Here is a 17231-nt window from a genome sequence, read left to right on the forward strand (position 1 = left end):
CCTCTGTTATCTTCAGTTTGTCCTCTATCGATTTCAATCTCCCTAGCATATCCTATTTCTTTCATTTCCTAATTGGATATTTTCATGTAGTATAAGTCTAATTGAAGTAACCCTGTTTGGGCTATGCTGAAGCTATACACTATATGAAGGAGGATTTCATATTGAAATCAAATGAACCCACTTTGCACAAAAAGCTGCTCCCACGGCATATTACCTTTATGGCTATGGGCGGAGTCATCGGGACGGGTATTTTTAAAGGAAGCACCGAAACGATTAGCTTGGCGGGACCAGGAGTTATTTTATCCTATGTCTTCGCAGGACTCCTGCTCTTGGTCGTTATGGGCGCAATTGCCGAGATGGCTACCGTCTATCCCAACATGAATATGAAGGATTTTATTCGCAAAGCTTTTGGAGAACGACTGTCCTTTATTATCGGCTGGTTGTATTGCTTCATGTGGCTGGCCGTCTGTATCATTGAGGTCATTGCTGCGGGTAGCTTCCTGCAATATTGGTTGCCAGATGTCCCTCTATGGGTACTCAGTTTAGTCAGTGCGGCTTTCATTATTGTCGTCAACATGCTGAGTGTCGGCGGATTTGGGGAACTGGAATTTTGGCTTGCAGGTATTAAGATTGCCATGATTATTATCTTCATCGCCTTAGGTGGCTGTATACTGTTCGGGATTATTCCCACTGAAACTCCACCTTATCTAAGCAACTACGCGCAGCACGGCGGATTTCTACCCAATGGCTGGTTGGCTATCTTTTCAGCGCTGCTGGTCGTAACCTTTTCATACGGAGGGTCCGAGCTGATTGGACTGACGTTGACGGAAACAGAAAATCCGGAAAAAGTACTGCCTAGAGTGGTTAAAAGCTTTATTCTTCGCGTTGTTTTGTTCTATACGTTGCCAATTCTCATCATTTGTGGCTTGATTCCCTGGAACCAACTGGATGCGAATACCAGCCCGTTTGTACAGGTATTGTCTTCTGTAGGGCTTCAAGGCTCGGCTCATGTCATGAACTTTATTCTGATCACTGCTGTACTGTCTGCCGCCAATTCGGGAATTTATGGGGCTACACGTATGCTCCATTCGCTGGCTGTCAATGGAGAAGGCCCCAAGTCACTTGCCCGCCTGTCTTCCAATGGGGTTCCAGTGAATAGTCTCAAATTGTGTGCTGTAATCCTGATTGTCGGTTCCATGGTTGCTTATATCGCTCAGGACGGGCTTTTCCGTATTTTGATGGCTGTGCCGGGCTTCGTCGTGCTGCTCGTCTGGAGCTGCATTTGTCTGTCCCAATTGAAATTGCGCAAATCTTATCCAGTGGAGCCTACTTTCAAGATATGGGGATTCCCTTATGTAACGGCGATTACAGTGGGATGCCTATGGATAATCGCGGTTCTATTCTTGCTTGACCCGCAAAATCGCATCAGCATTAGCGTGTGCGTGGCTTTCATGGTATTTCTGGTCATTTGGTCTTTGGTGAAGTTCCGGAGAAAGCAGGCGTAAGCAGCATATGATTCAATCGTACTTATTTCCTGTTTCATATGCCTTTCTTGCGTTTCCTTTTGCTGCGTTATTGTTCACACTGCCTTTCCTAATCGTGCAATATCGCAGGCATGGCTATATTCACAAGGCTAGAGCATGGCTGCTTTACCTGATGCTTTTATACTTGATGAACGCCTTCTTTCTGGTCATATTACCGCTTCCGGCATCGCGTCATAATGCTGCATTAACCGGGGGAGCGTTGCAGTTAATGCCCTTGCAGTTCGTTCAAGACATTATAAGAGAAACATCCGTCTCACCCGCTCATCCCTCCAGCTATGTTCATTTGCTGAAGGAGCGTGCCTTTCTACAAGTCGTTTTTAACGTTGTGATGACCATGCCTTTCGGTATGTTCTTACGTTATTATTTCCGTGCACGATGGGGATGGTGTCTGATTCTGTCTTTCACCCTGTCCCTCTTCTTTGAGGTGACACAGCTGACAGGATTATATGGATTTTTTGACCATGCGTATCGTGTATTCGATGTGGACGATCTAATGGCTAATACATTGGGCGGTATGTTAGGCTTTCTATTAGGCGAATGGTTTTCACGCTTCCTGCCTCGCTTGGAGCATCTGGACAAGCATTTGGACATTACGACCAAACGGGTGTCCTATACCCGACGGGGTGTAGCCTTTTTCGTGGATTCTATCGTTTGGACCGGGCTACTCGGCATCATGGAGTCCCTGCATGTGCCTGCTGCCTTCTGGGTTTCCAGTGGGGTCTACTTTATGGTGGTCCCTTACCTGACGAATGGACGAACGCCAGGGAAATGGCTGGTGCGTATTCATCTTGTAGGGACAGGACAACGGATTTCCCTGTGGGGGCTCATCAAGCGTTACAGTGTCTTGTATTGGTTGTATTTTGGACTTAATTACGTACTGGGCGGACCCGTGCTGTGGTCTCAAGTCTCTCCATGGGTAAGTGTTCTGATCAGCCTTTTGTTGTTGGTGATGAATGGATGGTTCTTTTTCCATCTGGTCATACGTCTATTCCAGAAAGCTCCGTTATTTTATGAGGAGCTTAGCCATACTTCGCACCAAATTATATGGCCCAAGCACTATCATCATCCTCAGAATGACACCGCTGATTCGGCAGAGACGCCGGGAGCAAATACCGTGAAATGATAACCGAAAGACTGACAACGTGATAAGCACCCGCGATCTACGTTGCATCTAATCAAATATAAAAACAGGCGAAGCAAAGGATTCTTTGTCCGCCTGTTTTTTATGTTACATATAGATGTTAGTTCGTTCCTCTTATTTCCACTGTGCAATTTGATCAATAGGCAAACGTGTGGAAGGATGACCCTCGTTAATTCCTTTACCCATGGAAATGAGCATAACAGGGACATAACGATCTTTGTCCAGACCAAAGGCTTCAGCAATTTGATCCTTCTCATAACCGCCGATAGCGTTGGTGTCGTATCCATGAGCGCGCGCCACCAGCATAAGCTGCATGGATACCAAACCACCGTCGATCAGGACCGTTTCTTTGTTCACAACGGGATCAAGCGCTGCAAAGTGAGCTGCTACTTTTTCCTGTTGCATTTCTTTAATGTCTTTTGGCATATAGCCCAGTTCTACAGCTTCTCCGAAAATTTGTTCGAAATTATCAAAGTTGTTCAAATCTCCAAACACAGCGATCACTGCCGAAGATGTCTCCACTTGACGTTGGTTGAAACGGGCCAATGGTGCCAGTGTGGCTTTACCTTCAGGGCTGTCAATAACGAGGAAACGCCAAGGTTGCAGGTTAATGGAAGATGGTGCGCGTGTAGCTTCTGTCAAAATCTCAGTCATTTCCTCACGGCTGATCTTCACGGACGGATCGTATACTTTTACCGAACGGCGTCCCAGGGCGATTTCTTTAAAATCATTCGTTTTTACAGTACTGGATGTATTCGTATTATTCATTCCAATCTCTCCTTATCCCTCTGTGGGTATAGTAATGTTAAAAAAATGTTGTCAGTCCATATCGGATATATGACTATTCATCACTTGCAGCATATCAGCTAGCTGGTGCCGCTGGGTCTCGTCGAAGCTCTGTAGCATCTGAGCTACAAACTGTGAACGCTCCTGCTTAAAGATGACAATGCGTGCACGCCCATAATCGGTCAGGCTTACCAAGGTAACCCTGTTGTCCTCTGGCTTTGTGCGTCGAGTGACCATTTCTGTCGCTTCCAGTTGTTTCAAATGGCGTGTTACGGCTGCAGCGTCAATGCCAACCTCTTTTTGCAGCAGAGTTTGACTGATTTCCTTCACTTGATACAACTTGCACAATAGTTGCAATCTGGATGCGCTGACTCCTGCACAACGCTCAAACTTGGAGCTAATCTGCTTGTTCAGCAACAACAGCATGTCAAAAATATACTCAGGCTCGGATGGTGTCTGGGTGATATCAATCTCTCCTCCCTTAAGCATATCGCTGAGTTTCACGATCCAACCTTTGATCCATCAATTATTGATCTATCAAGTAATATACATCCTCTTTAAAAATAAATCAAGTCCCTGAGAAAAATAAAGTGTCTCATGCCAAATAAAAGCTGAGCGACTCACACAGAGTCGCTCAGCTTCAATATTGCTTTTATTAGCTAGGTTATTCAATCATTGTACAATAGAGATAAGGAGTTGTGCCGTTGAGTTAGATAATCCCGTGAGACAGCATAGCATCAGCCACACGCACAAATCCTGCGATATTGGCTCCGACAACCAGATTGCCCGGCACACCGTATTCCTCAGCCGCCTTCACACTGTTAGCATAGATATTTTTCATAATATCATGCAGCTTGGCATCCACTTCCTCAAAGGTCCAAGACAGACGCATGCTGTTTTGTGACATTTCGAGCGCCGACACGGCTACTCCGCCTGCATTGGCAGCCTTGGCTGGCCCAAACAGAACTCCATTGTCCAAAAACACTTCAATGGCCTGTAACGAGGATGGCATATTGGCACCTTCGCCTATAGCTTCTACGCCATTGCTTACCAGCAACTGAGCTGCTTGCTCGTCAATTTCATTCTGAGTGGCGCATGGCAGTGCGATGTCGCATGGGATCGACCAGATCCCCGAACAGCCTTCTGTATAGATTGCGCCTGGACGCTCTTGCGTATACTCGCTAATCCGCAGACGGTTCACTTCTTTCAGCTGCTTCACCAGCTGCAGATCGATACCGTCTGGATCATAGATGTAGCCATTCGAGTCACTACATGCCACGACTGTAGCACCGAGCTGCTGTGCTTTTTCAATCGCATAAATGGATACATTCCCCGATCCCGACACGACGACGCGCTTTCCTTCAAAGGACGATCCCTGAGCCTGCAGCATCTCGTTTACAAAATACACACAACCGTAGCCGGTCGCTTCCGTACGTGTGAGACTGCCTCCGTAATGAATTCCTTTGCCCGTTAGGACGCCGCCTTCATGTCCTCCGCGAATCCGCTTGTACTGCCCGAACATATAGCCAATCTCACGTCCGCCTACACCAATATCCCCTGCCGGAACGTCGGCATCTGGACCAATATATTTATACAATTCCGTCATGAAGCTTTGTGTAAAACGCATCACTTCGTTATCTGATTTCCCTTTGGGATCAAAATCTGAGCCGCCTTTACCACCACCAATGGGAAGACCCGTCAATGCATTTTTGAAAATCTGCTCAAAACCCAAAAACTTGACGATTCCCAGATAGACAGACGGATGGAAGCGAAGTCCACCTTTATAAGGCCCTATCGCACTGTTAAACTGCACACGGAAGCCACGGTTGACCTGTACAACCCCCGCATCATCCACCCAAGGTACTCGGAAGGTAATGACCCGCTCCGGCTCCACTAGCCGTTCCAAAAGCCCCTGCTGCATATACTTAGGGTGCTTAGCCAATACCGGAATTAGCGAATCCAATATTTCCTTGACGGCCTGATGGAATTCATTCTCATGAGGATTGCGCGCGATAACCTTCTCAAAAACGGACTGCACATATTCGGCTGCTGCTTGTTGACTCTGCTCTGGACGGATCATGGTCATTACTTAATACACCCCTTTTATAATTAGCCCCTCTGTTAAATGACGGAACGACTTGATTCTGCACCTTCGAGAGTGGAACCTTATGTATTCATAAAATTTAGTTAACTATACATGATTTTTTATAATAATACAGCAAATTCGCCTATAAAAGATTTTTGTATCCTTCATTAAATAACTCTATGAACCTCTCATTGCCTGTTAGTTTCCTGAAGCTAAATCCCTTGATTTACGGGCTTTTTTCACGATTTCTAAGGCCCTAACACCTTACTCTATATGGCATTATAATGTGAACAAATTCAAACTAATACATACATCATATCTGGAAAATATGGATATAAAAAAGGAGGCTGCGCACAGGGCGTAGCCTCTTTTCCCATTCTGTTACACATAAAAGGCTCCAAGCTGACGCACAATTTCTGCTTCGTCATGCTCTACCACCTGCTGATGCTGCGATTTCGAGAACAATTGTTCAATTTGCGCCGGGAACTCCTGCTTGATGTCCACCAGACGGATCGCTTCATCGAATTTGGCCGGATGTGCTGTTGCAAAGGTCACACATACTTCGTCTGCGCCATTATACGCCTCATACGCGGCAATACCACAAGCTGTATGCGGGTCGAGCAAATAATCGTACTCGGCTTTGTATTTTTTGATCAGCTCCAGACACTGCTCATTGGAAGCACCGAGCGCTTCAAAATCCTGCTGCACCCGTTTCAAATCCTCTGCACCGATCACAATCCGTCCCTCGGTTTTGAGGTTATTCATGTATTCAGATACCTTGGCCGCATCCTCCCCGAGGAAGTAGTACAGGTATCTTTCGAAATTGCTTGCCACCTGAATGTCCATGGAAGGACTGTATGTGCTTTTGAAATCGCCCGGTTGGTATTCGCCAGTCTTCACGAAGCGCTCCAAAATATTATTTTCGTTCGTGGCAATGATCAGCTTATGGATGGGCAGACCCATTTTCTTCGCAAGAAAGCCGGAAAAGATATTGCCAAAGTTGCCGGATGGCACGCTGACATTGATCTTTTTCGTACCCGCAGACTCCTGTGCCCGGAAATAAGCATAGAAGTAATATACGGTTTGCGCCAAAATGCGCACAAAGTTAATTGAGTTAATCGCCCGCAAATGATGTTTGGCTTTGAAATCCAGATCGGCAAACAGGTCCTTAATGACCTTTTGACAATCATCAAAGTTCCCTTTTACAGACAGATTCAGTACATTCTCATCGTCTACCGTCGTCATTTGCAGCTCTTGTACTTTGCTCACCTTTTGGTGTGGGTGCAAAATACAGATTTTAATTCCTTCCTTGCCGCGCACGCCCTGAATCGCTGCTGCCCCGGTATCGCCCGAGGTTGCACCCAAAATGTGAATGATTTCATTCTGCTTTTTGGACACGTAGGAATAAAATTCCCCCATGAATTGTAGCGCCACATCCTTGAACGCAAACGTAGGCCCGTGGAACAGCTCCAAAATGGACAGGGAATCGTTGATCTTCTTCACTGGCGTAACTTCTGGATGACGGAAGCTTGCATAACTGCGCTCTACCAGCTGCTCCAAATCTTCACGAGGAATCTCATCATTGATATACAGCGCAAAAACTTCCAGCAGCAGCTCTCTGTAGCTCAATGTCGCCCATTGCTCCAAAGTAGCTGCCGACACGGTCGGAATCTGCTCCGGTACCATTAGACCTCCATCGTCAGCTAACCCCATGAGCACGGTATCAATAAATCCCTTGGCTTCTACTCGACCTCTAGTGCTTATATATCTCATATACATCCCCCAATAAAAATTCAATTCGAACCTTTTTTCGAATATATTATTGTCTATAATACCCTGTCGCGGTGCTGTAACCAAGCCTTTTTTTCATATTTTAAAGACTTTCTCCTACTTTACCATACCCCGATGCATCAGGCATCTATCATTGCTAGACAATCAGAACGTCAGGAACAGGTCGTAAGTCTGAAAAAAAGCAGGCTGCTTCAGCCATTAGGAGCCTGAAATCGAGAGTGCAGCCAGCTTGAGCGAAGGAGATGTGCAGCTTCCTGTAAAACGCAAATCATTGCCAACTTCCTCTACCTGCTGTAGTACGTCAAAGAAGTTGCCCGATACCGTAATCTGATTGACCGCTCTGACCACCTGCCCCTGCTCAATCCAGTATCCCAAACAAGCTAGCGAAAAGTTACCAGACGCTGTATTTGTACCTGCATGCAGTCCTTGCAGCTCAACGATCATCAACCCGCGATCCGTCTTGCGAATCATTTCTTCCAACGTAGACGTGCCTGGTTCCACATACAGATTATGATACGACACACCAATTTTACCGTTATAGCTGCCCTTGGAAGCATGAGAGGTACTTTCCACCCCAGCCTTACGGGCCGTCTTGCGGTTATGGAAATACGTCCGCAGTTCGCCATCCTTGATAATCTCGTTGCGGCATGTCGCACTGCCTTCCGCATCAAATGTGCTGCCTGCCGGAACGTTCTCCATTAGCGGATCATCAATCAGCGTAATACGCTCGCTAGCCACCTTTTGCCCTAGTTTCCCAGCTAATCGCGAAAAGCCTTTATCCACCGATTCCGCTGAAAATACCGACGTATACGCAGCCAGCAATTGCGCTGCTGCATCATGACGGAAAATGACCGGATAGTTATCCGATTGAATCGTGTGCGCCCCCAGCTTGGAAACGGCCTCTTGTACGGCTTTATGCGCCACATCCACAATATCGATTTCCTCCACACTCCGCAGCGAATAATCATGCCAGCCCCCGGTAACCGTCTCGCCATGGTCCGCTGCAATCACATACACATATGCGGTCGCCAGACTTTTACGACGATGGCAGTGCAGTCCTTTGGTATTCACAATCAGGACTTCATTCTCACGAATGCTGACCGAGCAATGCCGAGCCATCACAATCCGTGGGTCTGCGGCAAGCGCTGTACGCTCCATTTCCAGCGCCGCTTCGATCAGAATCTCAGGAACTGTGTCAGCAAGCGTTGAGGCATAGGCAGGCTGCTCAGGATAGCTCTCTGAGCCTGCAAACAGCTCATCCTGCTCCTCGCTCTCCAATATGTCCGCGTTACTACGTGCTTCCTCCAATAAAAAGTCGATCACATCCAGTTCAAGCTTTTCCGTAGAGGCGTAGCCCATTTTGCCGTTAATGACACCACGGAAGGAAAGTCCACCGTTTTCAACGATGGTATATTGGTCAATCTCTCCCTTTAGCACCTTTACCGAGGTAGAACGTCCATTTACATAGTAGATTTCCATATCCGCGTAGCCCATTTCCCGGCCTATGGCGAACAATGCTTCCTGAAACTGCTGAATATTCATCGCCTATTCCCCCTTTCGTCCGCCTACAGTCATCTCGGACACTCGAATTGTCGGCTGTCCGCAGTTGACCGGAAGACTTCCACTGACTGAGCCGCACATTCCCTGACCATGATCCAGATTGTTGCTGACCATATCAATATTTTGCAGGGTTTCAATGCCTTTGCCGATTAGCGTTGCGCCTTTGACCGGCTCGGCAATTTTGCCGTTGCGAATCATGTACGCCTCTTCAACCGCAAAATTAAACTCGCTTGTCGAGGTATTCACCGAACCACCGCCCAGCGATTTGGCATAGATCCCGTACTCCGTATTCGCAATGATCTCTTCACGAGTCGAATCACCATTCGCAATAAACGTATTATTCATACGGGATGCAGGTGCGAATTTATAGGATTGTCTTCGTCCTGATCCTGTCGCAGGTACACCCATCTGGCGCGAGCCCATACGGTCGATCAGATATCCTTTTAAAATGCCGTTCTCGATCAGTACATTGCGCTGTGTCGGTGCTCCTTCATCATCGATATTGAGCGAGCCCCACGCGTTCTGAATCGTTCCATCATCTATAGCTGTAACCAGCGGTGAAGCCACCTGCTGCCCGATCTTATTCGCAAACACGGAAGTTCCATGTGCCACCGCCGTAGATTCCAGCCCGTGTCCACACGCCTCGTGGAAAAGAACGCCGCCAAAGCCATTCTCAATTACAACAGGCAGTCTACCACTAGGAGCATATCCCGCTTTGACCATCGTGGTGGCAATACGAGCAGCGTGTCTGGCATTTTCTTCGATATTCAGATTCTCCAAGAATTCAGTCCCTGCATACGCTCCCGGCCCACGGAACCCGGATTGTCTATGCTCTCCATGAGTCGCAATCGCGCTTATTCTCATGCGGGTATACGTACGGGTATCCTCCACCAGCAGCCCGTTGCTATTGGCGATTAAGACGTTCTGGATCGAGTTGCTAATCCCTACAGAGGTTTGCGTGATGGAAGGATCGTATTGGCTTGCCGCCTCATGCGCCCTTCTCATCATGTCAATCTTGGCGCGTTTCTGTGAACCGTCAGGAATGATCGCAATCGGATGTTGGTTAGGGATCGTATGGGGATGGAGTGTAATTGCATGTGTACCTGGCGCTCCACCGCCGCGAATGGCCTTGGCGGCCGATTTGGCCAGTCGGATCAGGCTCTGTTCGCTCATATCACTGGTGTAGGCATACACCGAAAAATGCTCCTTCATGATCCGAATGCCAATCCCAAAATCCCGGCCTGACAGCGCCGTATCCACGACGCCCCCGGTCATGCCCAATTGTCCATTGGTACGGTCCTCGACGAACACCTCTGCAAAGTCTCCGCCCGTCTCCAGCGCGGCTTGCAGCATATCCTGAATCTGTGTTGGATGTATCATCACGTTCCTCCTCGTTTTGCCATGTTTCATATTGTACGTCTAAGCAATCAAGATAATATGCGGGTTCATGTTTATTTCCCATAACTTTACTATACATGATGTTGGGAGTGGGTGTAACTATCTGGGTGGCGAGTGTTGGGAGGGGCGTGAAGATTTAGACGCAGGGATTGGAGAGGGAAAATGGGAAAACCCGATCAGACCGTGAAGGGTCATGTCGGGTTATTTGAGAAAATTGATTACTGGGTGGATTGAGCAAGTATGTGCATGTAAGGACGCTACGTGGACGGATCATTCTTCCGATCGCTGTTGCCCCCAGATTTTTTTGATTATATTTGTAACGGTACAAATCCGGGTTCAAAGGCGAACGCTCCGCTTCTTCAGAACGATTCCGTCCCCTCCGCTGCTATGCTTGGGTTTGCTTCATTTTGTTTGCCAAAATGCTTTTTTTCAAACGCACCTTAAACAGTTCTCTTCGTAAATCCAGTTCCATGATATGAAGATGGTCTGCTGCTTCTTTGACGGTTTCCATGTGCAGTACACTTGCCTTTTGAGAAATAATAGCTAGCGCATCCCAAATGAGCTTTGTGCATGTTTTAAGTCTCTCTATGTGTTCGTCTTCTTGCTGTACCAAACTTTCGTATTCTTTAGCCGTATTTTCAGATAAGTTTGTATGTTCCACGCTCTTTAGTATCTTGGGTTGGGTATCCAAAGTTATCATCTCCTTTTTAATCAAAGTGTAGCAAAGGATGATACCGGATGTGGTACGTGGATACGTAATATTAGATGAATTAAATAATATTCTAGCTTCACACAAAGATTTTGTTTCTAGATTCATTTTGATCAGGAACAGACTTTGTACGGCCATTCCACGAGATCGTTTTATTCGGTATACGTTCTAACTTATGTAATTGTTCCTTGGATTAATTCTTTCTTCACTTTGAAATATTCACGTTGCTTCGTCTTTTCATCGAATATCAACTTCTGCTGCTCCAAATCTTCAGCACACTTTTCCACTTTCCATACATCCTCGATGATTGTTTCCTTTTCATAATCTGGAATGACGACGATACCTGGAATATACGGAACTGGTTGTGCTGCAGAACGACTTACGCCCAATGCTGCTTCCCACTTATGGATATTGGTGAGTGGTGGCATTTTACCGAGTGTAATATGGTTATACAAATCAGCAACATACTTTTCTTGGATAAATTCTGTTCTTTGTGTACGTCCCATCGCAGGTGACTTGATCGAACGGACATATTTCTCTCCATTATAGTAGATGCCCTCTCGTAACATACGTTCAAACAAAGCAAGTTGGCATGGATCATCTTCATCAATTTGATCAGCTTTGAGCATAAAGATGACTTCGGTAACATCGGTGGAAGGATCACGTTCTGCTACGATTCGCTTGAGTTGGTCGAGATAGATGCTGTTCGATACGGTGATGATACGAGTGCTGGATTGCGGTGCTTTAAGTTGATTGCCTACATGAGTGATCTCATTAAAATGAAACAGTTTGATTTGGTATTGATTTCGTGTTTGATTAGTGGACAAATTTTAGCCTCCTGTTTAATGGTCTGAGTAATATGATTGTGAACGTTCCATCCTGATGGGTCTTGTCTCTATGCAATAAGCAGAAACAAACGTTCGTTTTAATTGTACCGAACATACATTCTCATCACAAGAGTTAAGTTCGAAAAATTGTTTTTAAGGATGTGGCGTTTATGTTTAGAATACTACATGAATGCATGCAAAAAAGTCCCAGCATCAGTTTGCCAGGCCTTGAAACTTGTAAATCATTTTTACTTTACTTGGAATTTTTGGGTGCAGCACGTTTTCTTCTTGTTCTTTTATTATGTGGAATAATTCCAGTACAGGCTCTTTTATTTTTTCTTTCACTAGAATTTATGGCTACTGCTTTTGATTCTACTACTTCTGACACTTTTGACTTTGATTCTTCTTTCTTTGTCTTTATGATCTCTCTAAGGGTATCAAATATAATAAGTGTTAATATAGATTCCTTTATAACATTTAAAAATTCAGCATTATCAGAAATTTGTTGCTTTGATGCCCCAGGGAAAAAAATAATTGACGTTAAATCGTTAGATAGTATCCCTAAAGTTGATACAGTATAAATAACTCCAGCGCATATATATAATTCAAATCTTACGTTAAATTTATGGAGCCCGTATAATCCCATTAGTAATAATGAAATATAAAACGATGTTTTAAAGATAACAAAATCTAGGGATGCTAACCGTTTAATATATTCCATTACATCAGCAGTGCTCCACTTGATTTCAGATATTTTCTTCTGAATTTTAGTGTTATTTCCAAACTCTTGAAATGCAATATCATAGTTATTATTTAAAAATGAATAAACATCCCTTCTATCAGAAAGAGTTTTACTGTTTCCAGTTTTTTTTGTATATTCATTATTATTTTATCCAAATCATTCTTATCTAAATTTTCTTTTGTGATAATAATTTCTTTTTTAAATTGACCTTTTGAAGCGTACTCATAAAAAAGAGATGGTTTGATTAAATTTATAATATTAAAACTTTGTACAGATATAAATAAAGGGAGAAAAACAGAAAAAAAACTGAACATTAAAACACTAAAAAAAATACCAACCCTTTCTCTTTTCTGCGTTTTATAAAAAAAATAAATAGAAATCACCAATATACCTATTGATATTATATTATTTTCAAATAACAACGGAGATTGGGCCAGAAGAAAATATACTATAAGTACGCCTGTAAATATAATTGCAGATTTTGAACAATACGATGCTACATCTCTTTTGTATAAGAATTCATTAATTTCAAATATACTAAGCCACCAACCTTATATAATACTGGTAATTCTCAAAACACAGTCATAAAGAGAATGCCTTCTTTAAAAGTTATAGTATACTTATATAAGTATTTTTTAAAAACATACTACCCCTCATAAAATAATACAGATTGATTGAATTCAGATAGACTTTTTATTGCAAAGGAAACCTTTTCTGAGTCAAGTCCAATATAAAATTTTTTGCTTGATAACAATAATAATAACAATAAATATTCTAAAACCTTATCAATCACCTTTGCATGTTCAATAAATGTGCTATCATCCACTTTTAAATTTAGAATATCTATTAAGAACTTTTCATTTGAAAGTAATTCCCAATTATTAGAATGCACATAATTACATATGGGCCAGTATAATTCTTGTTTTAAAACATTCTCCAAATTTTTTATGAAATAATTTTGAATATTCCTTTGTCTTTTTCCTTGAAAACTATAATGGATATTAACCACATTTTTTCTTATAAACTCTATGTTAGTTGAAAAATTATTATTAACGCTTATGCCTAAACTATAGCATACTGATTTCATAAAAGTTTCCATTGAAGAGCGTAATAGCATCTTTGATGTTTTTATCCTTCCTCTCGAAAGAATCATTATCCCCTCAGCAATATCAGCTATAGTCTCATTAAAATAAAGACGCGCTTCTACAGAAAGAAAATCTGATTTTAATAATACTAATTCCCTAAGTAAATACATTTTCCGGTGAATAAACTCTAGGTCATCACAAAAACTTAACGAAGATTGTTTAAGACCAAGTAACTCAATGAACACGTTGTAATCGTAGTTGATCTGCTGATATAGAGTATTTAATATTCTAGTCATGCTATTAATCCCTTTTTCCTTTATTAATCATATCCGACAACAAATTATTTTGCTTATTATCTTTGATCTTCTTAGCATTAGTATTAGTAGGTTCTGCAAGAGATAATTTTTTCCTCAAAAAATTCAAGTGCCCGTCTATGAAATTGTTCATTGAAAGAAATTCATTCTTATCACTAATTAACCGAAGAACTCTTGATAACAACAAAGTTCTAGAAAAATACAAATAATCCTTAAATTCATTTTTTTTAAAAGCACCTTCTTCAAAAATTTTTATATACTCTTTCAAATCTAAATTTTTTGGAAAAATATCAGTTGAAAGTATCGTTGTAGTAACAGAACCAAAAAAATAAAGCTGTTTTTGGCTTACATTGATTGATTTATCAGCTAGAGTCTTTTCTAACATTTTCACCTCAATTATATCCACACTATTCACCTCCTATTTCAAAGTACCCGGTTTTGCTTATTCGTGAAGTCATTTCAATGGCCAAATCTCTGATTGATAACATTAATTGAGGATAATTATCATAAGTTTTATAAATTGAAGAGTTGTGACTTACTTTTTGATAATTATAAATTTTAGTTTCAAAAGGTTCGACTTTTGACTTTACACGTTCTGACATTGATTTTTGGTCATTTACACTTTCATTAAAAAACTTCTCTATAACATTTTTATATCCTTCCTGATCTCTACTTACTCCTAACTTACGAGAAGTTTTTCCTAGCATCATATAAACAACTCCTAGACACTTAATTGATGTTCTACCTGATAAAACCAACTCTTCAAGTTTATCAGCTAGTATAGTAATTCCGATTGTTGAGAATTCATCTAAACGAGTTGGTATTAAATAGTAATTAGATAAAGTTAAAGCTGTCGTTGTGAATTTCCCCCAAGTTGGTGGACAATCAATTAAAATGTAGTCATACACTTCAAAAATTCTCCATTCATTCAGATGTCTAGTTAGTCTATTAATAGAGGAATCATTGACTTCGGCAATTAAGCTTAAATCACCAGGTATTATATGCAAATTTTTTTTTAACTTATGTATAATATTTTGTAGCTCTACTTTAGCAAATATTTGTCTAGCTACACCAGAAGTCGTATCCATAAATAATGTGCTAATAGTCAGTAACCCCTCCTTCATCTCAAAATATTTATTCATGGAGTCGTATTTATATTTAAAAAGACTTTGAGTAGTATTAAATTGTGGGTCTAAATCCAATATTAACACTTTATTTCCTTGTTCGGATAGTTCAAGTGCTAAGTTACTTGTGAGCGTAGTCTTACCGACTCCACCCTTCATGTTTAATATAGAAATAACTACTGCTTTATCGTCCTTCATTAGTAACGTTCTCCTTTTTCAGATATATTCGATTGCATTCATCAGTAAACCACTAAATTAAGTCTGCCCAAGTACTAGTCTTCTTTTATTATTTTATCAATTTGTATATAAGAATCATCAGAAATAAAGTCCATCTGCTTTAGAATATTCAACTCTGAAGGAACCTTTAGATCGCCACTAATAACTTTGTAAGTTCCATCCTTAACATGCACTGTTGATGGAATTGATTGATATCTATAAAGGTGTTCTTTTAGATACTTAATTTGCGCTTCTTCAATTTCTCTTACTTTCTTTTTAGGACGTATTCCACATTTCTCGAATGAATCCGTAATCTTATCCGTTATTGTAAAATTAAATCCTGTTCTTTCGTAAAATTCTTCTGCAAGTATTTCATAATTATTATTGTAAGTGTCATCTCTAGTAACCAAAACTATATTTTGATTAACATTTGATAGAATAGATTCCCATATTATTTGATCACCAACATTAAACTTGCTTTTTTCGCCGGGAGGCTGGCCTTTCAACTGTCTATACTTTGCCGCGTCTACTATCTCATTCGTAACCCTTATTTTATTTATTTTTTCATTTTGAATAAATTGCTCGATTATTTTATAAATCGGATCTTTTAATTTATCTTTTTTTATCTCTATTACTTTTTCAATTAAATTACCGAGTTGCACATTATAACTTTTTTTTATAGCATTTATTTCTTTGACTTCTGGTAATTCATTTATTAACACTGAATTATTTATAAACGGGATTTGTTTCGCAAGCTTAATTTCATTTAAAATTTTTTCGAGTTCATCTAATCTTTTTCTCCTATATTCATCGTAAATGTGCATTGGGAAAATTAATTTATCGGGACATTCTTTAAATAATTTTAATACTTCTAAACTTTCATTTTTGGACCGATAAAAGTCCAATAAAATATTAGTATCAATAATTATTTTCAACATAATCACTCCTTAGTTTGGTATGATAAATTATTTTTCCATATTATTTGTTTTTCCACCTCTTTAGCCTACCATCTAGGGAAAGCCCATTAATCAATTTAATGTTCAACCTATCTGCCGCCTCTTTGGCAGCCTTTGTAAAATTACTCGTCGTCACAATCCAAGCATCATAGCAACCATGTACCTGCTTCCCAGCCTTGAGCCGGAGTACAATATCATTCCCGACATCACGTTTCCAACGTTTGCACTGAACTGCGATTTTATAACCCTCCTTGCCTTTGAGAATCAAATCAACTTCATGATCGCCTGACCCACCAACTCGCTGTACTGAGTAACCTTGATCTATATAATAAAGCTCCATTAATCGTTCAAAATCTGTTCCTGATAGTGTATCTACATTAGCTTGGAGAATCTGTGCATCAGTTAGTTTTTTGCTCGTTATTTTCCCTTTTGCCTTGCTTACCCCATTGTTCGTGCTAGCAGTTCTACTCCTACCAGTTTTTTTCGTACCAGCGACCTTACTTTTCTTTTTCTGTCGTTGCTTTCGTGTCCACATCGATCCAAATATTTCTCCAAGAATCACAGAGCCAAGTAAGATGCCAAAAAGGTACCCCCAATGTAGACCAGGTATTTTAAAATAAATAGTAAGACCGACTATAATAAATAACCCTCTCAATACATAAGCAACTTGCCTGCCTTCTGCATAATAAGTTCTTGCCACTTACTTTCACCTCATTGAAATATCTCAACTTATATCAAAGGACTATATACCCACGACCAAGGAAATAAAAAAAGCCAAATCCCTACTAAATTCTGCATAAATCTTCTTTATTTCTTACACTATAGCATATTCATGGGGATATATGGAACAAAAAAAAGCCCTTAGTTAATACTAAGGACCTAATTTAGAGTATTTATATAATTTTTGCTAAATTCCATTTTAATCCCGATTAATGAGGCTTGACAGAGCCTT

General features: G+C 41.5%; 16 protein-coding genes. 2 read left to right on the forward strand and 14 right to left on the reverse strand.

What is annotated here, in order from left to right; translation table 11 throughout:
• Positions 1–161 precede the first annotated feature (161 nt).
• Positions 162–1505, forward strand: coding sequence for an amino acid permease (locus MLD56_RS18165; protein ID WP_029515552.1), 1344 nt, complete (start codon positions 162–164; stop codon positions 1503–1505).
• A 7-nt stretch (positions 1506–1512) separates the two neighbouring features.
• Positions 1513–2667 carry a VanZ family protein gene (locus tag MLD56_RS18170; protein ID WP_029515553.1) on the forward strand — a complete coding sequence of 385 codons (1155 nt, stop codon included), beginning with the start codon at positions 1513–1515 and terminating at the stop codon, positions 2665–2667.
• Positions 2668–2799: 132 nt separating this feature from the next.
• Here the strand turns inward: MLD56_RS18170 and MLD56_RS18175 are convergent, their stop codons facing one another.
• From MLD56_RS18175 to MLD56_RS18240, 14 genes are all read right to left on the reverse strand, one after another.
• Positions 2800–3453: a nitroreductase family protein gene (locus MLD56_RS18175; RefSeq protein WP_029515554.1), complete on the reverse strand. Its 654-nt coding sequence runs from the start codon at positions 3451–3453 to the stop codon at positions 2800–2802.
• A gap of 51 nt (positions 3454–3504) precedes the next feature.
• Complete coding sequence (locus MLD56_RS18180) at positions 3505–3897, reverse strand: MarR family winged helix-turn-helix transcriptional regulator (RefSeq protein WP_029515555.1); 393 nt, start codon at positions 3895–3897, stop codon at positions 3505–3507.
• Positions 3898–4180: 283 nt separating this feature from the next.
• Complete coding sequence (gene gdhA, locus MLD56_RS18185; RefSeq protein WP_029515556.1) at positions 4181–5557, reverse strand: NADP-specific glutamate dehydrogenase; 1377 nt, start codon at positions 5555–5557, stop codon at positions 4181–4183.
• A 381-nt stretch (positions 5558–5938) separates the two neighbouring features.
• A complete protein-coding gene (thrC, locus tag MLD56_RS18190) occupies positions 5939–7330 on the reverse strand; it encodes a threonine synthase (RefSeq protein ID WP_029515557.1) in 1392 nt (463 codons plus the stop codon).
• A 216-nt stretch (positions 7331–7546) separates the two neighbouring features.
• Positions 7547–8890, reverse strand: coding sequence for a TldD/PmbA family protein (locus MLD56_RS18195; protein WP_029515558.1), 1344 nt, complete (start codon positions 8888–8890; stop codon positions 7547–7549).
• Between the two features lie 3 nt (positions 8891–8893).
• Positions 8894–10288, reverse strand: a complete 1395-nt coding sequence (locus tag MLD56_RS18200; RefSeq protein ID WP_029515559.1) for a TldD/PmbA family protein — start codon at positions 10286–10288, stop codon at positions 8894–8896.
• Between the two features lie 403 nt (positions 10289–10691).
• Positions 10692–10997 carry a hypothetical protein gene (locus tag MLD56_RS18205; RefSeq protein ID WP_029515560.1) on the reverse strand — a complete coding sequence of 102 codons (306 nt, stop codon included), beginning with the start codon at positions 10995–10997 and terminating at the stop codon, positions 10692–10694.
• Positions 10998–11188: 191 nt separating this feature from the next.
• A complete protein-coding gene (locus MLD56_RS18210; protein ID WP_029515561.1) occupies positions 11189–11842 on the reverse strand; it encodes a hypothetical protein in 654 nt (217 codons plus the stop codon).
• Positions 11843–12095: 253 nt separating this feature from the next.
• Positions 12096–12563, reverse strand: coding sequence for a hypothetical protein (locus MLD56_RS18215; RefSeq protein WP_029515562.1), 468 nt, complete (start codon positions 12561–12563; stop codon positions 12096–12098).
• Positions 12564–13230: 667 nt separating this feature from the next.
• A complete protein-coding gene (locus MLD56_RS18220; protein WP_029515564.1) occupies positions 13231–13965 on the reverse strand; it encodes a hypothetical protein in 735 nt (244 codons plus the stop codon).
• A 4-nt stretch (positions 13966–13969) separates the two neighbouring features.
• Positions 13970–14389, reverse strand: coding sequence for a hypothetical protein (locus MLD56_RS18225; RefSeq protein ID WP_029515565.1), 420 nt, complete (start codon positions 14387–14389; stop codon positions 13970–13972).
• Between the two features lies 1 nt (position 14390).
• Positions 14391–15305 carry a ParA family protein gene (locus MLD56_RS18230; protein WP_029515566.1) on the reverse strand — a complete coding sequence of 305 codons (915 nt, stop codon included), beginning with the start codon at positions 15303–15305 and terminating at the stop codon, positions 14391–14393.
• Between the two features lie 74 nt (positions 15306–15379).
• Positions 15380–16258 carry a PIN domain-containing protein gene (locus MLD56_RS18235; protein ID WP_049816895.1) on the reverse strand — a complete coding sequence of 293 codons (879 nt, stop codon included), beginning with the start codon at positions 16256–16258 and terminating at the stop codon, positions 15380–15382.
• A gap of 43 nt (positions 16259–16301) precedes the next feature.
• The gene (locus MLD56_RS18240) at positions 16302–16979 is read right to left on the reverse strand and encodes a restriction endonuclease (protein WP_029515568.1); all 678 of its coding nucleotides are present in this window, start codon (positions 16977–16979) and stop codon (positions 16302–16304) included.
• Positions 16980–17231 lie beyond the last annotated feature (252 nt).

The sequence above is a fragment of the Paenibacillus peoriae genome (assembly GCF_022531965.1).
Lineage (GTDB): Bacteria > Bacillota > Bacilli > Paenibacillales > Paenibacillaceae > Paenibacillus > Paenibacillus polymyxa_D.